Raw genomic sequence first — 20,206 nt, forward strand, 5'->3', positions numbered from 1 at the left:
TGGCGTTGATCTATATTAATAATTCCCCATGCGCCTGGGTCATTTCGCATTCAGATCCCATTTTGACCGAAACCTCATTAATCTGCCATTACCTCCATAGAATTACTAAAATAAAGAACTGAACAAGCACACAATAGTTTCCCAGGATAGCATTTCTCATGAAAGCATTTGTAGCAGGGGCAACGGGTGAAACAGGTCGCCGGATTGTGCAAGAATTAATAGCGCGGAATATTCCCGTCCGAGCCTTGGTGCGGGATGTAGAGAAAGCCAGGGGTATTTTGTCTCCTGAAGTCGAATTAGTGGTAGGCGACGTGTTACAACCAGAAAGTCTGACTGCTGGGTTGGGAGATAGCACAGTTGTGTTGGTTGCTAGTGGGGCAAAACCTAGCTTTGACCCCACTGGGCCCTATAAGGTAGATTTTGAAGGGAGTAAAAATTTAGTAGATGCTGCTAAGGTAAAGGGAATTGAGCATTTTGTCTTCGTTTCTTCATTGTGTACTTCCCAGTTTTTTCATCCACTGAACTTGTTTTGGCTGATTTTGGTGTGGAAAAAACAAGCTGAAGAGTATATCCAGAAAAGTGGTCTTACTTATACGATTGTGCGACCTGGTGGGTTGAAGAATGAAGATAACCTCGACGCGATCGTGATGCAGAGCGCTGATACACTGTTCGACGGTAGCATCCCCAGGCAAAAAGTCGCCCAAGTTGCAGTTGAGGCACTGTTTGAAGCAGATGCACGCAATAAAATTGTCGAAATTGTTGCCAAACCTGAAGCAGCTTCAAAAAGCTTTAAGGAGCTATTTCAACAGTGCTGATATTCGATTGGATTCTATTCCCCAAAATGATTGGCTCACATCTTCATGGAAAAGCGATGTTTACGACGGGCTATTGCGCGTCGCATGTCAATTAGCTTACCTCATATAAATTGACCGCCCCTTGATTCCACTCCCGAAAGCGATCGCTTGTCTGTGAAGGAGAGAGCGATCGCTTTACATTTACGTGAACGCACCCCATTTTTCACGACAACAAAAAATGCGATCATTATTTTGGAATTGTAGAAAGGCGATCGCCTTTCTACAATTCCAGTTATGAACCCTTTTTGCCTTAATCTAAATAACCTTATGCAAATTCTGATCGTCCAGAATAAAGATTGCTAAGTTGATTGTTACGGCTTAGTGCCAATGCGCGGCGTACAGCAGCATCTGCATTAACTAAACCATTTCCAAAATTGTCATCCCGACCTGTTGCACCCAAATCCATTGCTGTATCGATCAGAATTTGACGCAATTGCACCCCATTGAGGCTAGAGTTAACGCTCCAAACCAGTGAAGCAATTCCAGCCATATTGGGATTAGCAGCAGAGGTTCCGTTAAACATTAAGTTCACACTGCCATCTGGTTTCATCGCTGGTGAGTCTGTTGCTGCCATGAGTGTGAGGCTGGAGCCAAAGTTGGAGTAAGAGGCTCTACTTACAGATGTAGCATTTGCCAAACCATTCACAGTCGATTGTCCTGAACGCTGAAGCGCCCCTACAGACATCACATTACTGTAAGTAGTTTGAAGCCTTGCAACACCACCACTGTAGCGCTGTAAGACACTAGAGTTGTCTATATCAATTCCACCATTACCTGCTGCTATGGCAAATATAGCAATGTCAGAGTTATCTCGGATTAACTGCTCCAGTTGTGCTTGTGTACCACCCTTGGTCAGCCAATTCTCACCTTGAATACCACCTTGGAAAACAACGCGCTGATTCCTGGCTCTTGCATAAGCAATAGTGTCACGAATTGCTTGCTGTAAATCTACGCCATTATACACATCATTCACGTACACACTGCTATTCCAGTTGATGCCAGCAACGCCAGAACCATTGTTAGCCGTTGAAGACATAATACTGATTGCTTCATGTCCATGCCCTGGAGGATTGTAGTTATCATCATCTGTTGGATCAGTAATCAAACGGTTTGTTGAAATATCCACAACACTACCGCTTTTGCCAGCCGCCGTTAACACACCTGAATCCAAAGATGATATCAATACGTTATTTGCACCTTGGGTAAAGCGCCATGCACTCCCGACATCAGATACACTTAGATTCCACTGAGAATTGAAGTAAGTATCATTGGTACGGACTTGCATTTCTAATGTTGAGCCATCACCAAAGCGGAGGCTTTCAATTCCTTGGAGGTAGATTTCTCGACCATCAGCTAAAGTTAGATAGTCAAAACTTGTGCCTCTAAAAATTGCTTGATTAGTTGAATAGAAGGGATTAAAATACCCAAGACTGACGCCATTAATACCAGTCACATTAGAGCGGGAAATACCAGAGAGATTCAAAGTGTCTGTTCCACCGCGTCCCACAACAACAGCGCCTGTACCTAATCCACCAGAGTAATTAAGTGTTTCACCAGCAAAAGTTCCATAAGTGGTATTGCTAGATTGACTCCAAGACAAAATTTTCATTGATTGGGAACTAGAGAAAAAGTCTTGACCACTGGTAGTGCGAGCGACTGCACGGAATTGATAATCACCTCCCGTTAAGCTGGAGAAATCAGCAAGGTTGATTAAGGAGTTGGATAAACTAGCTCCAGTCCAAGTTCCTAGATTTATAGTACTACCGTTTCTTAGAGCTTCTAAGCGAACACTTGATAAAGATGTAACATTTGACAAACCATAATTTAACTGAATGGCTCCACCTTGGAAGACACTGTTGATAGTACTGTCACCCGCAGCATCAAAAACATTAAAAGAACTAAAGCTAATGTTAGGAATTGGGTTTGCCGTCAAGCTGAGGTTGTAGTTAGTATTGGCATTACTCAAAGGATAAATCCGCGCAAAGTATGTACCTGCACTTAACTGACGGATAATAGACTCGGAACTACTTCCATTGTTAGTAGAACTGGTAATGACATTACCTAAATCATCGAGTAACTGGACATCAGCATCAGCACTTAAACCTGTTAAACTGAGATTGAAGTTACTTTGAGATTCCACAGAGAAGCGATAGTAGTCGTTTGTATCTGCTGCACCTACCCAATCACTAAAACTACGATAAGTATTTAATATATCAATGTTAGAAGCTGTACTGATACTATTTCCTGCATAGTCAGGAGGCGGAACAGTACCAACAAATTGAAAAGCAGAGCTAGTGAGATCTAGACCTGTCACACCATTCAGGATAGCAATGAGTTCATTGTTGTCTAAACGAATTTCTGTATTCTTTCCTACTGTGTTTAAACGATAGCCATAGGCTTGACTAGAATTCGTCACAGAATTAGAAAGCTGTCTAAGTTGAATAGTGTCTTCACCAATCGTGAAATCAGCGATCGCAGCAAGATCACTGCTTCCGCTTCGAGCATAATAAGTATTGTTAGCATCTCCAAGAATAAAGCGATCGCTTCCTAAACCACTCAGCAAATCATCTGGCTCAAGAAGACCAGAACCATAGGCATCCAAAACATCATTACCGCTGTTGCCATTGAGGCTATTATTAAAGCTGTTGCCAGTAAGAATATCGTTTCCAGAGCTACCAATTACAGACTTTAATCCCTTTAATGCTTCATTAGAGATTTTTTCGTTATTTTTGAGCCGTGCAAGGATGTTACCTTCATCGCCAGGTGAGCCAATATGACTGGCGTAAACATCTAGGAAATGTCCTGTTTCTTCAACAAGAACTTTGCCGATAGCGGTTGGATTAGACGCATTCTGCGTCAGAAAAACACTGTTAAGGTAGATTGTGTTACTACTTTTGGCATACGCGCCCGAAGCACCATTCATTTCAGAATTGGAAAGAAATTTCACATCTGGCAAGACACCATAGATTCCACCCAGTATGTCAGCACCTAATGCTTGTCCTTTGCTAATATCAAAGGTTTCTCCAAAGGCAACCTGAGCATTAGCCGCAAAATTAGGATTGAAAATACTCGCAGCAGTGTAAACCAATACTTGGGTTGGGTTAGTTTGGTTTTGCCATACGTTAATCAGCATCTCACCTGCTAACGTTAAAAGTCTCTGGGAATTAAATCCTGTCCAATCCGCTTGCAAAGGATTTACCGAATTATTACCTAAATAATTTGAGGTATTACCCAATGTTGACAAAGATGAATCGATGTAAAAATCTGAATTTTCAAACATCCTTAAATTTGCTCCAAATATTATAAACAAACAATCCTTGACTAAGGACTTATAGGATGTTTGAAAAGTCGAAGGGGATAAAAAATTATGCAAGTCGTCTGACCATTACAGCTTTTTTTACTCAACTGTCAACTTTTCAAACATCCTCTAACTCCATTTAAATATTCTGACATTCTATCTCTAAAATGAATAGCTTTAAATTGATTTTTTATGCATAACTAAAGGACTTATGTTTTCATTATTAAAAATTTTTAATTTAAAAATTAAAGGTATTTTTCACTTGCAAATTAAAGTATTTTGCCACTCGAAGATACTCCGATTCACGTACTATAATACTGAAGCTATGCCTCAATAGGGTTCAGTTAAGAACAGGACTTACCCAAAATTAAGAAAGAACGAAGCACAAAGGGGAGGCAGCGCGGTCTTCTCCCAAAGGGAGAGGCTAGCGCCTGCCGTAGGATGCCCAAAGGGCTGTAGGGGGTTTCCCCCATGAGCGACTGCCGTCGCAAAAGACACGAAGAAATAAGAGTTTCAGAGAGTTTTCGTGTAAGTCTTTAAAGGCTTTTGGCACTAACTGAAATTGCTCAATCGACAGCACCAATTAAACCCTCCCATTACTACGCTCCACAACCCAACGTCTGGGCAAAAGGACAAAGCCTTTGTTTGAGTGGGACGATGTACAACCTCAAAAATCTGTCGCATTTTTATCTACTGACAGAATATTGTTACTTAAGCTTTTTTTGACTTTCCAAACATTTTCTTATACTTAATCGGTATTGTTGGGAGTATCTCGCTTGCTATACTTATTCATCCCCTTTTTTCCTAATTTCTAAAAAAATGAGCAAATCGAAAATAATAACTAACAATCAGGTGTGAACTTTGTCAGAATGAGTTCGTCGATGATTTTTGTTAGCAAAGAGAGCGAATTTGAAGGAGTCGGACTCTGAAAGGCTTTGAATTCAAAGGTGTTGAAAAACTTATTGGGCCAATAGCCGCGCTTCTTGGCTTTGTGTATTTGTTGCAATGGTATATTGGAGACTTGCGATCGCCTTCTGATCCCATCTTTGCAGTTAAACAGCCGCCTTTGGTCATGAAACAGGGCGACCCCTATATCCGCGCTTTAATGCGAACCATCTCAGCGAGTGAAGCCAGTGGCAACCGTCCCTATTCGTTGTTATATGGTGGACAGCAAGTCAACGACCTTAGCAGACATCCTGAAATATGCGTCACAATTGTCACAGGTCCCAACACAGGTAATTGTTCTACGGCTGCTGGCAGATATCAAATTATCAACATTACTTGGTATCGTTTAGCCCCCCGTTATCACCCAAAGCCGATGCAGATGATGTTTTGGACTACTTATAGTTTTGAAGCAGAATATCAAGATATAGTAGTTTACCGTTGGTTAAGTGATTCTAAAGTTTGGGGAACTGATATTTCTCAACTATTGCGTCAAGGAAAGTTAAATGATGTTTTGCGGCGACTTTCTCCCACTTGGACAAGTCTAGGATATGGTATAGAAACTAATTTTGTTAGTAGCTCTTTGCCTAAGGTTTATCAGAAAATGTTGCAAGAGGAATTAACCGCAGCTAATCAACGAACAGCCCCGAAATTGACACCATCTCCAACTCCTTCTAGCAAGGCAGTAAAGAAGCAGTGAAGTTATCCTAATTTTTAACTTGCTGCGGACAAAAAATATTTGATATTTTCTACAAATGCCAAGGTATTTTCAAAGTGAATATTATGTCCAGCATTACTAATTATTTTTAGCTGGGCAATTTCACATACTTTAGCCATTTTTGTATTAATAGATATAAATTTTTCATCATATTCACCGACTAGTAAAAGCATAGATATTTTATTATCTTGTAGCTTTTCCCATAAAGATGGTTGGCAGCCAGTCCCCATAAAGCACAGTGATTTATCTAATTCATGGAGATTGTTCTGCAACCGACTTTCTACCATGCGATCGTATTCTGGATGATTTTTTAGATTACCAAAAATTGGTTGATTGTACCAATTTGATAGAAAAGCAGCAAAATCACTTTTAGTAACAATTCTTGTTAATTTTCTACCTATTTGCCTATCAAGTTTAATGCGTTCTAATTGTTCTGCTTTTGCTAATAAACCTGGGGAAGCTGACTCTAGCGCAACTTTTAAGAAACGTTCGGGAAAATGTAGGGTGAGGTATAAAGCCAATCTTCCACCCATTGAATAACCAACTAAGAAACATTTGGCAATTTTTAACTCATCCAGCAAGTTGATTAAGGCATGGGCCGTGTTTGTTATTGTATAGTAATCATCCCCACCCACAACTCTAGTTTTTCCGTGTCCAGGAAGGTCAATTGTTAAATAAGAAAATTCGTCTAATAGTAATTTTATGGTTTCATCAAATTCATCAATGTTACCCATGAAGCCATGCAAAAAAAGAATTAGTGGTTTATATAAAGTGCCAATTAAAGAATAATGAAATTGATAATTTTTCAGAATCATATTTTAGTAAGTTGGCGCATAAATTACGTTAGCGCGATCGCTCGTTTACAGTAGAAATTAAGTGCGATCACACACCGGATTATTTTATGGCTTATCCACAAGGTTTCTAGTAAGCGCTTACTACAAATTTTAGGGTCTATTTACTGCCCTGTAACTGCTTTGGAACCGCCCAAACTATCAGCTATGACTGTGAAATACTTATGTTAGTTTTTGCATAAAATAACACTCTACCTAAGTAAATACACAAAATTTTGGCTCTCTACAAAATATTTTGTTGTGCTAGTTATCGGGCTTCCTAAGCAACTGAGGTACACCCAAATCTTTTTTACCAAGGTTAATAGCTTTGAAAACGTACCTCACCAGGATGAGAACCCCTATAATTTTTTATTTTTCTAATTTTTAAGGTAAAAATCGATCCAAAGCAGCTTTTAACTGTTTAATTTCAACGTCAATATTACCCTCTTGTGCGGCTCTACCAATACACTCAGTTAAATGTTCATCCAAAACAATTCGCGCTACCCGATCCAATGCGCCGCGCACTGCGGCAATTTGCAGTAGAACATCAGGACAAGGGCTACTTTGCTGCACCATTGTCTTAATACCGCGAACATGTCCTTCTATCCGCGATAATCGATTGACAATTCGCCGTAAAGACTCTTCGCTATGGACATGAGAATGAGCCGACTCTCCAGTCCCATGAGCATGATCTGTATGTTCGTGGTCTATATGGTGATCGTGGGAATGTTCTGCTTGCTGGGATGTTGGCAAGGATTCCTTACCTAATCGGTTTGATCCATTCATGAGTTATTAAAAGACTTATAGTACTAAGATCCTAGCCTAGTACTCGACCAACCCAAAATTTATCGGTCAGGGTGGGCCCCATTCCCCCTGACTTTACTACTAACGATTGGCTCTTTCTTGGGGAATAATCTCCGTTACTACTCTACCGCTAGAACTGCCACCTTTGACAACAATATTTTCTGTTTGCAGATTACCAACGGCTGTTTCACCCGCAAAATTTAACGGCGGGTCAACTTGCCGATAAATCACATTTCCCTGAGCTTCAACTAACTTATTGTCTAGATACCAAGTTAGTGTATTGGATCTTAGAGACTGGCGACGCTGACCAACGGCGTTGACGTTACCTGTTAAATAAACGGTTTTTTGCGGTATTTTCATTTCACCTTGATTGGCTGTCACTGTAACATTTTCGGCACGCTGGAACATTCGCGTGGGCGAGTTTGTGGTGACAGTTTCTGCGTTCATGTTCCAGGTCATAGAGTTACTAGCTATTTGCATTGGTGGGTCTAGTAATTCTAATTGAGCATTCTGTTGAATAGTGGCAATTTTTGTTTTTAAGTTGACTTCGGCAGAATTTCCCTTGCCGCGATCGCTAATTTTATTATCTTTGTAGCGGTCAATTTGTAACGGGCGATCGCCAATGAGTTTTTCTTCTTTAATATTCCAGATCAAATGCTCAGTTCTTACTTGCATCTGGGGATCAGTGGAATTTGCCACTACCCCTCCAGAAAATTCCATGCGCTGTTCGCGGGTTTTAACTCGCGCTTCCTGCGCCACTGCTTGTAGTTGTTTATGATTACCATTAATCTGCTTGCGGACAATCAACAAATCTTCTTTGGGACGCCATTCTAATTCATTACCTTGCAACACAATCCCATTACTAGGATCTATGGCAAATATCTTACCCTTAAGAAACAACTGCTTCCCATCTTGTTCAATATCTGCTACATCTGCCTTAATTTGGTAAACTACTTTGCCATCTTGATATAGTTCACCATAAGGACTTTCAGCTTGCCCAATTTGTTTTTCTTTAGTGTATTTTGCGGTTTTAGCCCTAACTTTCCAAATCGGTCTTCCCACTTCATCTGCTTGTTCTAATGTGACATCAAAGAAGGTTAAATTGCTATCTTGATTAGATAAAGCCGCAGTATTTTGTTGAGAAGCTAGGGGGGATTTACCCCCGCAGGCAACTAAACCAAATACCAAGAAAAAAGTCAAAGGAAAAAGCAGCAAGGAGGGAGTAGAGTAATTTTGAATTTTTTTTACCCCCTCTCTCCCCCTTTGATGAAATTGATGCGCCATTATTCTTGGATTTCTAAGTGTTCATCACTAGTTCTGGGGTCTTCCAAAAAACCAATACCAGATAACGGCCGATATGGATAGCTTTGGCGAGGGGTTTTTTGAATATCCTCTTTGATGGCTTCTAAATCAATGTAGCGATCGCTTACATTAATTAAGCTGTCGCTGGTCATTGAACGCAAACTCACCACTTCTACTCGCACGCCACGATAGCTCACTGAATTGACCGCATATGCTAAATCCCCATCACCGCTGACTAAAACTGCGGTATCATAAGAATCTACTAACGCCATCATGTCTACTGCTATTTCTACATCCAAATTAGCTTTTTTAGAGCCATCTGGTAGCTGTACCAAATCCTTAGCAATGACTCGATAGCCATTGCGACGCATCCACAACAGAAACCCTTGTTGCTTCTCGTTTGTCCGGTCTACACCAGTGTAGAAAAAAGAACGCAGGAGTCTAGAACCTCCTGTTAATCGACACAATAGCTTCGTATAATCGATTTCAATCCCTAGTTGCAGTGCAGCGTAAAATAGATTTGAGCCATCAATAAATATGGCGACCCTGCCCCGATTCTCTAAAACTTGTTCTGGCGTAAATATTGAATCGTTTTCTAAATTATTCAACATCGTTCTCATACCTCGATTTTTATCCTTGTTATTTTTGATACTTACGAACTTTTAGATGCTAGTCACAGCGGCTTATGATAATGTTCCGGGGCTAATTTAAGTTAAGCCCCGATAAATTTTTACAAGAGAATAAGAAATTGAACAAAATCAGAGTTTGATAAGGACTAATCGTTTTTAGGGGGTTCTATTCGCTTAAAAACTGGTTGGTGTGTACCCAACTGTTGTTTACTCGATAGTATTCCCCATGTTGCATGGGTGGCAAAAGGAGCGGTAACTGAACTTTGTATTTGATCGTTAAAGTTTATTCCAAAGCCCAGTTGCTGATAAATATCGCTACTGATGTTCGGAATAATTGGGGATAGGAGATAAGCTGCTAGTCTAACTGATTCTAGAACTGCGTAGAGAACTTTTTCCACAGACTCCTGCTGTCCCTGTTTATATAATGTCCAAGGAGCTTGTTCATCAATAAACTTATTACTGGCTTGCGCCAGTGAAAGGATGGCCTCGCAGGCTTGACTGAAAGCTAGCTCTTTATATGCATGTTTTACATGTTCCCCTAGACGTAAACCAATTTTTTTCAAAGGATTTTCGTCAGGAATTCCTTCATTGCCGATTGATGGGACATTATTGTCAGCGCAGTATTTCTTCACCATGCTCAAGGTGCGATTGAGCAAATTACCTAAATCATTCGCCAAATCTGCATTCAGAACATTAATGAACCTAACTTCATTAAAATCTCCATCCTTGCCAAATTCGATTTCCTTAAGGAAGTAATAACGAACGGCATCACTACCATAGCGCTGAACTAACGCCACAGGATCAAGGGTGTTACCCAGACTTTTACCCATTTTTTGACCATCTTTAGTCAAAAAACCATGCCCAAATACTCCCCCTGGTAAGGGTAAGCCAGCCGACAACAACATTGCGGGCCAATAAACTGCATGGAAGCGCAGAATATCCTTACCAATTAGGTGCAGGTTGATTGGCCACCATGTTTCTAAAGCATTTGCTAAAGTCGGTTCTGCATCTGGTTCTAGTAATGCTGTGACATAACCTAGCAGCGCGTCAAACCAGACATAAAGGGTGTGCTTAGGATCAACTGGTACAGGAAAACCCCAATCTAGATTCACCCGGGAAATGGAAAAGTCTTGCAGCCCTTGATTTACAAAGCTGAGGACTTCATTCCGCCGACTTTCTGGTTGAATAAAATCCGGTCTAGATTGATAAAATTCTGTCAGCTTAGTTTGATATTTGGATAAGCGAAAAAAATAGTTTTGCTCGTCTCGCCACTCGACTTCTTTGTTAGTATGAATCGCGCAACGGTGTCCTTCTAGCAGATCCCGTTCTTCTTTGAATTCTTCGCAGGATACACAGTACCAGCCTTTTTGTTGTCCCTGGTAGATATCACCAGATTCCCATACTCGCTCAAAGAATTCTTTAACAATCGCCTCATGACGAGGCGCAGTAGTCCGACTAAAGCGATCATATTGAATGTCTAGTAACTCCCATAAACTCATGAAGCTAGGGACAATTTCATCGCAAAACTCTTGTGGTGCTTTGCCTAAACTTTCTGCCGTTCGCTGGATTTTTTGCCCATGTTCATCTGTACCTGTAATTAGTAATACCTTATACCCCAGCAGCCTCTGAAATCGCGCGACTACATCTGCTGCGATCGTCGTATAAGCACTGCCTATATGAGGAATATCGTTTACATAATATAGCGGTGTTGTCAGTGCAAATGTCTTTTCTGTTTTCTTCACTAGATTCATGCAAAAAAAAATCAACTTCTTAAAACGTTTTTATCGGCAAAAAAAATAAATTATACAATATTATTTATATTTTTCCCATACTTTTTTTATATTAGCAAATTTCTCAAGTCAATAATTGTTTTGTAATATCCATCAATTCAGCTAATTTGTGCCTAAAATCTGGAAATTAACTAATCATAATTTTTTTAAATACTTTCTATTAGATATTATTGTGTTCAAAAATACAGAATCCCAAGCGCAGAAAATCTAGCTGGGTTTGTGGATTAGACACTTCTATCTTAAGACAGTCATGGCAATAGTAAAGAAATGTAAAAATAAAATTAAGATAAACTGCCATCTTTACCGGAAAATATATTGATTAGGTATGAGTCTAAATAGCCCCCTGGAAATTTCTCACGCTTTGATGGCAGCACTCTCAACGCAAATGTTTCGTTATTACGAGGATCGCATTCCCCGGGATGCCAGTGTATTGGTAGTCAGCAATCATCGCAGCTTTATGGATGCACTGATTTTAATGGCGGCGTTATCAAGTCCGATTCGCTTTGCTTGCCATCACTACATGGGACAAGTGCCAGTAATGCGGGAGATTGTCACCGGACTTATGGGGTGTTTCCCTTTGGAAGAAACTCAAAACCGCCAGCAAAGCTTTTTTCGCCAGTCGCAGCTGCTATTACAGTCCAAGCAGATGGTGGGAGTATTTCCAGAAGGAACTGAACCAATGGTGAAATTTACTGTGCCAAATCAGCTGGGTGAATTTCAGCGGGGATTTGCCCATTTGGCATTGCGAGCTGATGTGCAAGATCTAGCTATTTTACCGATCGCGATCGCTTCCTTAGAAGAGGTAAACACTTCTGGTTTTCCCTTAAGGCTTTTGAGTGTTTTTGACCCTTCAGAACCTTTATTTAACCAACCTGGTTGGCATCCTCTGGTAATTTATCGTCGGGTTGCTGTGTTAATCGGTCGCCCTTATTGGATTACGCCCCAACAGCAGAAAAAATATCACGGGAAACAAGCTAGAACTGTTGTGGCTGAATTGACAGAACACTGTCACGGCGAAATTAGCAATTTACTGCGTCAAGGTTGCTATTAGAATCAAAAGCACCGAAACTTTTATAACTAACAATTACCAGTCCAAAATTTATCTACCAATGACTATAACAGAAGTTGAGCTAAACCCTTGTTTCCTGACTCCTAAACGAGTACAGCCAGAGTATCCGCTGTTGGTATATTTGCCTGGAATGGATGGAACAGGTCAATTATTGCGATCGCAAACCGCTGGATTAGAAACTGGCTTTGATGTCCGTTGTTTGGCGCTACCACGGAAAGACCTGAACACTTGGGATGTGCTAGCTAAAAGTGTATTGGACTTGATCGATGCTGAATTAGAAAAAAGCTCTCAAAGGCCAGTTTACTTGTGTGGTGAGTCCTTTGGTGGTTGCTTGGCAATGAAAGTTGCAATCCAAGCACCAGAGTTATTTAAGCGAATTATCTTAATTAACCCAGCTTCTGCCTTTCGTCTTCGCCCTTGGTTGAATTGGGCATCCCAATTTACTTCCTTGGTGCCATTAGGGTTGTATGATGTTGGCGCACTGGGGTTGTTGCCGTTTCTAGCATCTTTGCCACGCATATCTGGGAGCGATCGCCATGAGCTGCTGAAAACTATGCGTTCTGTCCCAGCAGAAACCGTTCTTTGGCGGTTGTCTTTACTGCGAGAGTTTGATGTTGATGACGAGCAGTTAACTCGCTTAACTCAACCAGTTTTGTTGATTGCTGGTGCTAGCGATCGCCTTTTGCCTTCTGTAACAGAAGTGAAGCGGATCGCGAATATTTTACCAAATACCAAAATTGTGGTGCTGCCCAATTGCGGACACGCTTGTTTGTTAGAGGAAGATATTAATCTCTATGAAATTCTTAAAGCTAACAACTTTTTAGAAACTAATGCTGATATAGGTATTAAAAGGTAAAAAGTGTACTAAACATAAATTCAAGCAGTTCACAACCTTTGTTTCTTTTGCCTTGTTTGGTGAGAAGATAGGGTAAAAAAAGCTAATATATCGTCACCTTCAAATAATGTTTGTGTCCTCAAAAACCTTAACTACATATTTTTGGAGACTCTCAAATGCTTGCTCTCAAAGAGTTCCTTAGCTTAGAATTAGACAAATTGAATGAAGAACAACTCAAATAAGTTAGTGATTTTATTGCCTTTCTCAAATTCCGCAGCAGAAATATTAGTTGGCAAATAGATAAAAATAAAATGGCTGCTCTTTACAGGGAATTTGCCCAGGAAGATCGTCAACTAGCTGAAGCAGGATTAGATGAATATGCAGAACTTCTTAGACAAGAAGATTTGAAATGAGGGTTCAGCGAGGTGAAGTATGGCTAATACCGCAAGGCGGAAGTCAAAGGTCAAAAGTCAAAAGTCAAAAGTATTACGGAATGGGCTTTTTAGACCCTACTAAGGGTTCTGAACAAGGGGGCACAAGACCAGTTATTATCTTTCAAGATGATATCGTTGCCGAATTTTCCACCACTGTCATCATTATTCCTCTAACAACAAATTTACGTCGTGTGTCTTTGCCAACCTGTTTATTAATTCAAAGTGGTGAAGGTGGATTAGAACGAGCAGTTGCTCTTAGCTACCAATTGCGGGTAATTGACAAAACAAGATTGCAAATAAAAGTGGACGTTATGACTCCAGAAATACTCACTATTTTAGAAGGTAAAGTGTTGTTGACATTAGGTTATCAGTTGTAAAATCAGAACCTCTGTCACTCTTGGCACATCTATAGTTAAGTCTCAGAATAATTCCTATTGACTCTGGCAAATTGTACTTGTTGGGAGATGTCAAGCCGCTCATACTTCGCTACAAGTTTAAAGAGAGAGGCTTTACAGAATGGTATCAAGCAATGGCAGACAAACCCCAAGAACCAGAGGTGAATAAATTAGTTAATTCACCTAGAGAAACTTCACAAGTAAAAATCCAGACTCAATCATCAGTAGAAAATGAACCATCTATATTAGAGTCTTTTGTTAAAACTGTTGCTGAGACTGGCAAAGCAGTTTTAGACACAGCAGTAGGGGTGGGAGAAGCGACGGCGAAAGAAACACACAAGTTAATTGAGCAAACAACTCAAACCAGCGGTGAGGTTGTGAATCGCCTCAGTGAAAATTGGCTGATTAGAAAACTATCTGGAGTGTTAAATCTAAATTGGCTAATTAGTGATACTAATCTTGTTGATTTGGAAAAAGCAGAAGTTGCGGTAAACAAGCTGAAGAAACAGTATCCAAATGAATTACCCAGCCAGATTGCTCACCGAATCATGGTGGAAAAAGCAACTCAAGCAGGCACAGTTGGACTAGCCACTAGTATTTTGCCAGGAATAGCAGTGGCATTGTTGGCAATTGATTTAACAGCGACAACAAAATTGCAGTCGGAAATGCTTTATCAAATTGCATCTGTCTACGGGCTAGATTTAAAAAATCCTGCCCGTAAAGGTGAAATCTTGGCAATTTTTGGTTTAGCTTTGGGTGGAAGTCGTCTGTTGAAAGCTGCGGGATTAGGCTTGCTGCGAAATGTACCCTTGGCGGGTGCAGTGATCGCAGCTAGTTCAAATGCGACAATGATCTATTCATTGGGCTATGCTGCTTGTCGATTTTACGAAGCCAAGCTGGATGAATCAACTTCCCTGGAATCGCCACAGACATTGGCAACATTAAAAGCAGAGAGTGAAAAGTATCTCCAAAGTGCGATCACTCAAGAAGCCGTTATGGATCAAATCTTAGTTCACATGATCCTAGCTAGTCATCCAGACAAGACTTTAAAAGAAATTTTGCCAGAATTACAAGCAATAAACCTCAGTCATAACTCGTTGGATACCATTGCCCAAAATATCAAATCACTTAAGTCTTTAGATATACTGCTCAATCAGCTAAATCGTGATTTTGCCATACCCTTGTTGGCTCAGTGTTACAAAATTGCCCAGCTTGACAATCAGATTACACCAGTTGAGCAACATATAATCACAGCGATCGCTAATAAGTTTGACATTGACACAAATGGAATTGGGGCATAGGGCACTTGTACTGAGCGACTTGTGCCGACTTGTACTGAGCTTGTTTTGAGCGTAGCCTCTCGTAGAAAAGGGCGGCGTCGTTGGCGCAGCCTCTCGTAGAGAAGGGCAAAGCCGAGGTAAGCCGTTGGCGCAGACTCTCCAAGAGTTGTATTGGGCATGGGACAGAGGAAGTAAAAGAGTGGAGTTCCTAGCTTGATTAACGAGTATCAAAGACTTGTTAATAGAGTTCTGAGGTGGATTGACGAGTATCAAAGACTCGTTAACGGAGTTCTAAGGTGGATTAACGAGTATCAAAGCCTCGTTAACGGAGTTCTGAGGTGGATTAACGAGTATCAAAGACTCGTTAACGGAGTTCTAAGGTGGATTGACGAGTATCAAAGCCTCGTTAACGGAGTTCTGAGGTGGATTGACGAGTATCAAAGACTCGTTAACGGAGTTCTGAGGTGGATTAACGAGTATCAAAGACTCGTTAACGGAGTTCTGAGGTGGATTAACGAGTATCAAAGCCTCATTCAAGATTGCTATTTATACTAACTCGCTAAATTATAGCTACTGACCCCTGCTCCTCCATACCCAATACAACTCTTGGAGAGGCTGCGCCCTAAGCGTAGCTATGCCGCAGGCTTTACGGCTACGCTCAGTACAAGTGCCCATTCCCCTCATCCTGAAACAAGAATTTTGAGCAATACTGGTACAAGAAGGAATATTTACACAAAATCCCAACCAAAATGACAATTCAACTTAGTGATAAGCCTTTGCTAGAGTGGGCAGGCGATAGTTTGGCAATTGGATTATTTGAAGATGCAGTAGAGTTAACCGGAGAACTCGCTACTTTAGATCAAAAGTTTTCCGGCGTCTTAAAAGAACTGATTGCTGAAGAAGAATTTAAAGGTAAAGCCAACAGTACCATCTTCAGCCGTGTGAATCCTGGTAGCCCAGTGCGGAAATTGATTTTGGTAGGTTTAGGAAAACCAGATGCACTACAACTAGATACTCTGCGCCGCGCTGCTGCTGCTGTAGCCAGGGTAGGAAAAAAGCAAAAAAGCAAAATTTTGGGATTTAGTTTTCCATTGTGGAACAACGATCCAGCAGCCAGCGCCCAAGCGATCGCAGAAGGCATCGAATTGGCGCTTTACCAAGATATTCGCTTTAAATCAGAACCAGAAGAGAAAGGATCACAAATTGAAACCGTAGATTTACTAGGTTTCGCTGGACAAGAAGCAGCAATCACCCGCGCCAATCAAATCGTTTCCGGGGTAAATATGGCACGGCAGTTAGTAGCAGCGCCAGCCAATGCAGTAACACCGCTTACTTTGGCAGAAACTGCTCAAGCGATCGCTAACGATCACGGTTTACAAGTGGAAATTCTGGAACAAGAAGACTGTGAAAAGTTAGGCATGGGTGCATTTTTGGGAGTATCGCAAGGTTCGGAGTTGCCACCTAAATTCATTCACCTGACTTATAAGCCAGAAGGTACAGCCAAAAAGAAGCTAGCAATTATTGGCAAAGGTGTAACCTTCGATTCCGGCGGACTTAACATTAAAGGTGCTGGTAGCGGCATCGAAACCATGAAAATGGATATGGGCGGTGCAGCTGCTACCTTGGGCGCGGCAAAAGCAATTGCTCAAATTAAGCCAGATGTCGAGGTTCACTTTATCTCGGCGGTAGCTGAAAACATGATTAGCGGTCACGCCATGCACCCTGGAGACATTCTCACAGCATCAAACGGCAAAACAATCGAAGTGAACAACACCGACGCTGAAGGACGTTTGACCTTAGCAGATGCCTTGGTGTATGCCGAAAAATTGGGATTAGATGCGATCGTGGATTTAGCCACCCTGACTGGTGCCAACATCATTGCCTTGGGTGACGATATTGCTGGTTTGTACACTCCCGATGATGCTGTAGCTTCCCAGCTAGAAAAAGCTGCCCAAACATCAGGGGAAAAGATTTGGCGGATGCCAATGGAAGAAAAATATTTTGAAGGGCTAAAGTCTGGGATCGCGGACATGAAGAATACAGGCCCGCGTCCGGGTGGCGCAATTACCGCTGCTCTTTTCCTCAAGCAATTCGTCAAAGAAACCCCTTGGGCGCACTTAGATATTGCCGGTCCAGTGTGGACAGATAAAGAAAATGGCTACAACGGCGCGGGGGCAACTGGCTACGGCGTTCGGACGCTAGTTGACTGGGTACTAGGGAGTGGGGAGTAAGAATTTTAGATTTTAGACTTCGGCTCCTTTCGGCAACTCTTGGAGACGCTGCGCCAAGCTTGCTTAAGAGCAGGGGTACGCTCAAGGCAAGTCGCTCAGTCGAACGATTTTGGACTTTAGATTAAATTTCAATCTAAAATCCAAAATCTAAAATCCAAAATTGAATTGCCTAATGCCCAATGCCCAGTCACAAACAATTCGTGCTATCTTGAGCTTGCCAGCAAAAATTGTTGCAATAGTAACAGAAATAATTTGGCGGTCAGAAAGTTAAGCTTTTTCGGGCATTGCCATCTGGTAAAATTTATAAGGTTTCTAAAAGCTCTGAGCAATGGGATCGACTCGTGTAAGGATCGCAATTGACGCAATGGGAGGGGATCACGCACCCGGTGAAATTGTTGCTGGCGCACTGCGAGCACGGGAAGAATTGGGTGTAAATGTATTGTTAGTTGGTGATCCCCAACAAATAGAAGCTGCCTTGCCGCCAAAAACGAATTTAGGGCAGGTAGAGATCGTGACTGCTGAGGAAGCGATCGCTATGGATGAGGAGCCTTTAAACGCAGTTAGACGCAAACGCAAGGCTTCGATCAATGTAGCGATGGATTTAGTCAAGCAGCAGCAGGCAGATGCCGTATTTTCTGCCGGTCACTCTGGGGCAGCGATGGCATCAGCTTTACTTCGCTTAGGAAGATTGCCGGGAATTGACCGCCCAGCCATAGGGACAGTTTTTCCCACGATTATTGCTGGTAAGCCAGTGCTAGTACTTGATGTCGGCGCAAATGTAGATTGCCGTCCCAAGTTTTTAGAGCAGTTTGGTGTCATGGGTTCGGCTTACAGTCAATATGTCTTGGGTACAACCGAACCTAAGGTGGGTTTATTGAATATCGGTGAAGAAGACTCTAAGGGCAATGATGTAGCCGTCCGCGCCCACCAAATGCTCCGCGAAAATTCCCAAATTAATTTTATTGGCAATGCCGAAGGGCGTGATGTGCTTTCCGGTCGCTTTGATGTGATTGTCTGTGATGGGTTTGTCGGTAATGTATTGTTAAAATTTGCCGAAGCCGTCGGAGAAGTGATTTTGCAAATTCTGCGGGAAGAATTACCCCAAGGATTGCACGGTCAAATCGGTTCAGCACTCTTAAAACCCAACCTGAAGCGAGTTAAGCAGCGGATGGATCACGCAGAACATGGCGGCGCTTTGCTGTTAGGCGTGGCAGGAGTCTGTTTTATCGGTCACGGTAGCTCACAAGCTCCTTCAATTTTTAATGCAATTCGTATGGCAAAAGAAGCTGTTGATAACCAGGTGCTACAACGAATTCAGTCCCAATATATCCTAGAGCGCGAGAGCGGTTAGCGATTCAGTTATAAGTCATGAGCCGTTTGTCATTTGTCATTTGCCAGGACGAAAGACATAGACGCCTGAAGGGCGGCTTAAGGCAGGGTAGGACAAAAGACAAGGCAAAAAAGGCAAAAAGCTGATAGCTCGGGAGATTAGGAGTGCATAATTTAGGCGTAGCAATTACCGGAAGCGGCTCGGCAGTGCCAGCAACTTCCTTACACAACCAGACATTGAGTGAAGTAGTTGAAACATCAGACGAATGGATTACCACAAGAACGGGAATTCGTCAACGGCGATTAGCACAGCCATCTGAGTCCTTGAGTATACTCGCTACTGCCGCCAGCAGTCAGGCGATCGCAGCTTCGGGAATTAAACCAGAAGACCTAGACCTAATTCTACTAGCCACTTCTACCCCTGATGATTTGTTTGGTAGTGCTTGTCAAGTACAGGCTCAATTGGGAGCCACCAACGCAGTAGCGTTTGACTTGACCGCTGCCTGTTCCGGCTTTGTGTTTGGTCTGGTTACAGCAGCCCAATATATTAGAACAGGCGTTTACCGAAATGTACTTTTGATCGGGGCAGATATCCTCTCTCGCTGGGTAGATTGGCAAGATCGGCGCACTTGTGTTTTGTTCGGTGATGGTGCAGGGGCAGTAGTTTTGCAGGCTAACAAAAGCGATCGCTTGTTAGGATTTGCACTTAAAAGTGATGGCACTCAAAACCATCACCTCAATCTTGCCTATGCAGGCGCTTCCCAAGAACTACTTTCAGGTGTAAATGTCACTAAAGGCACTTACCAACCCATTACTATGAATGGCAAAGAAGTCTACCGCTTTGCTGTCCAAAAAGTGCCAGAAATCATTGACAAAGCCTTGTTTCAAGCCAACCTCAGTGTTGACCAAATAGATTGGCTGCTGTTGCATCAAGCCAATCAGCGGATTATCGATGCCGTTGCCCAACGCCTAAATATCCCAGAACATAAAGTTATAAGTAATCTCGCCGAGTACGGCAATACCTCTGCTGCTTCCATTCCCTTAGCTTTGGATGAAGCAGTGCGGCAAGGTAAAATTAAACCCAATGACATCGTTGCTGCATCCGGCTTTGGTGCCGGTCTTACCTGGGGTGCGGCAATTTTTCAATGGGGAAGGTGACTCAATTTTGGATTTTAGATTTTGGATTTTAGATTGATTCCATGCATGAATGCTCTTTCTTCCCTACGGGACGCTGCGCCAAGCTTGCTTCCCCGTAGGGGTACGATCAAGAATTTTAGATTTTAGATTTGTTCTCGCGTTTAAATTCGCTTGCTCTGAGACCTTTTTAAATTTTGAACTTTCCTGCGGAACGCTACGCGTAGCTTGCTTCCACGAAGTGGTACGGCGTTAGCGCTTAGTCGAACGCTTTTGAATTATTCAATTCCATTATCCAAAATTTAAAATCTAAAATTCGGTGAATATTTTAT

At 41.9% G+C, this 20,206-nt stretch carries 17 protein-coding genes; 9 read left to right on the forward strand and 8 right to left on the reverse strand.

Annotation, left to right across the window (positions count from 1 at the left end; genetic code table 11):
• Nucleotides 1-158 precede the first annotated feature (158 nt).
• Nucleotides 159-815: an NAD(P)H-binding protein gene (locus V7K40_RS08665; protein WP_334958622.1), complete on the forward strand. Its 657-nt coding sequence runs from the start codon at nucleotides 159-161 to the stop codon at nucleotides 813-815.
• A gap of 101 nt (nucleotides 816-916) precedes the next feature.
• Here the strand turns inward: V7K40_RS08665 and V7K40_RS08670 are convergent, their stop codons facing one another.
• Nucleotides 917-1,042 carry a hypothetical protein gene (locus tag V7K40_RS08670; RefSeq protein ID WP_334958624.1) on the reverse strand — a complete coding sequence of 42 codons (126 nt, stop codon included), beginning with the start codon at nucleotides 1,040-1,042 and terminating at the stop codon, nucleotides 917-919.
• A gap of 77 nt (nucleotides 1,043-1,119) precedes the next feature.
• On the reverse strand, nucleotides 1,120-4,134 hold the full coding sequence (locus V7K40_RS08675; RefSeq protein ID WP_334958625.1) for a S8 family serine peptidase: 3,015 nt from the start codon (nucleotides 4,132-4,134) through the stop codon (nucleotides 1,120-1,122).
• Nucleotides 4,135-5,143: 1,009 nt separating this feature from the next.
• Here V7K40_RS08675 and V7K40_RS08680 point away from each other — a divergent pair.
• The gene (locus V7K40_RS08680) at nucleotides 5,144-5,794 is read left to right on the forward strand and encodes a glycoside hydrolase family protein (RefSeq protein ID WP_334958627.1); all 651 of its coding nucleotides are present in this window, start codon (nucleotides 5,144-5,146) and stop codon (nucleotides 5,792-5,794) included.
• A gap of 14 nt (nucleotides 5,795-5,808) precedes the next feature.
• Here V7K40_RS08680 and menH read toward each other — a convergent pair whose 3' ends face one another.
• The 5 genes from menH to metG form a co-directional block, all read right to left on the reverse strand.
• Nucleotides 5,809-6,627, reverse strand: coding sequence for a 2-succinyl-6-hydroxy-2,4-cyclohexadiene-1-carboxylate synthase (gene menH / locus V7K40_RS08685; RefSeq protein WP_334958629.1), 819 nt, complete (start codon nucleotides 6,625-6,627; stop codon nucleotides 5,809-5,811).
• A 399-nt stretch (nucleotides 6,628-7,026) separates the two neighbouring features.
• On the reverse strand, nucleotides 7,027-7,428 hold the full coding sequence (locus tag V7K40_RS08690; RefSeq protein ID WP_334958631.1) for a metal-sensitive transcriptional regulator: 402 nt from the start codon (nucleotides 7,426-7,428) through the stop codon (nucleotides 7,027-7,029).
• A 99-nt stretch (nucleotides 7,429-7,527) separates the two neighbouring features.
• A complete protein-coding gene (gene lptC, locus V7K40_RS08695) occupies nucleotides 7,528-8,730 on the reverse strand; it encodes an LPS export ABC transporter periplasmic protein LptC (protein ID WP_334958633.1) in 1,203 nt (400 codons plus the stop codon).
• A complete protein-coding gene (locus tag V7K40_RS08700) occupies nucleotides 8,730-9,359 on the reverse strand; it encodes an NYN domain-containing protein (RefSeq protein WP_334958635.1) in 630 nt (209 codons plus the stop codon). The genes lptC and V7K40_RS08700 overlap by 1 nt, the downstream gene beginning before the upstream one ends.
• 164 nt (nucleotides 9,360-9,523) lie before the next feature.
• Nucleotides 9,524-11,128, reverse strand: coding sequence for a methionine--tRNA ligase (gene metG, locus V7K40_RS08705; RefSeq protein ID WP_334958637.1), 1,605 nt, complete (start codon nucleotides 11,126-11,128; stop codon nucleotides 9,524-9,526).
• A 364-nt stretch (nucleotides 11,129-11,492) separates the two neighbouring features.
• On the opposite strand from metG, the gene V7K40_RS08710 reads away from it, so the two are divergent.
• The 4 genes from V7K40_RS08710 (at nucleotide 11,493) to V7K40_RS08725 (ending at nucleotide 15,201) form a co-directional block, all read left to right on the forward strand.
• Nucleotides 11,493-12,218: a 1-acyl-sn-glycerol-3-phosphate acyltransferase gene (locus tag V7K40_RS08710; RefSeq protein ID WP_334958639.1), complete on the forward strand. Its 726-nt coding sequence runs from the start codon at nucleotides 11,493-11,495 to the stop codon at nucleotides 12,216-12,218.
• 58 nt (nucleotides 12,219-12,276) lie between these two features.
• Nucleotides 12,277-13,092, forward strand: a complete 816-nt coding sequence (locus tag V7K40_RS08715) for an alpha/beta hydrolase (protein ID WP_334958641.1) — start codon at nucleotides 12,277-12,279, stop codon at nucleotides 13,090-13,092.
• Between the two features lie 388 nt (nucleotides 13,093-13,480).
• Nucleotides 13,481-13,882, forward strand: a complete 402-nt coding sequence (locus V7K40_RS08720) for a type II toxin-antitoxin system PemK/MazF family toxin (protein WP_334958642.1) — start codon at nucleotides 13,481-13,483, stop codon at nucleotides 13,880-13,882.
• A 152-nt stretch (nucleotides 13,883-14,034) separates the two neighbouring features.
• Nucleotides 14,035-15,201, forward strand: coding sequence for an EcsC family protein (locus V7K40_RS08725; protein WP_334958643.1), 1,167 nt, complete (start codon nucleotides 14,035-14,037; stop codon nucleotides 15,199-15,201).
• Nucleotides 15,202-15,555: 354 nt separating this feature from the next.
• Here V7K40_RS08725 and V7K40_RS08730 read toward each other — a convergent pair whose 3' ends face one another.
• On the reverse strand, nucleotides 15,556-15,717 hold the full coding sequence (locus V7K40_RS08730) for a hypothetical protein (RefSeq protein ID WP_334958644.1): 162 nt from the start codon (nucleotides 15,715-15,717) through the stop codon (nucleotides 15,556-15,558).
• Nucleotides 15,718-15,929: 212 nt separating this feature from the next.
• On the opposite strand from V7K40_RS08730, the gene V7K40_RS08735 reads away from it, so the two are divergent.
• From V7K40_RS08735 to V7K40_RS08745, 3 genes are all read left to right on the forward strand, one after another.
• Nucleotides 15,930-17,411, forward strand: a complete 1,482-nt coding sequence (locus V7K40_RS08735) for a leucyl aminopeptidase (protein WP_334958645.1) — start codon at nucleotides 15,930-15,932, stop codon at nucleotides 17,409-17,411.
• A 328-nt stretch (nucleotides 17,412-17,739) separates the two neighbouring features.
• Entirely contained in the window at nucleotides 17,740-18,762 is a 1,023-nt protein-coding gene (plsX, locus tag V7K40_RS08740) for a phosphate acyltransferase PlsX (protein WP_334958646.1), read from the forward strand.
• A gap of 143 nt (nucleotides 18,763-18,905) precedes the next feature.
• Nucleotides 18,906-19,898: a beta-ketoacyl-ACP synthase 3 gene (locus tag V7K40_RS08745; protein ID WP_334958647.1), complete on the forward strand. Its 993-nt coding sequence runs from the start codon at nucleotides 18,906-18,908 to the stop codon at nucleotides 19,896-19,898.
• Nucleotides 19,899-20,206: the final 308 nt, after the last annotated feature.

Source organism: Nostoc sp., from assembly GCF_036917195.1.
GTDB lineage: Bacteria > Cyanobacteriota > Cyanobacteriia > Cyanobacteriales > Nostocaceae > Nostoc.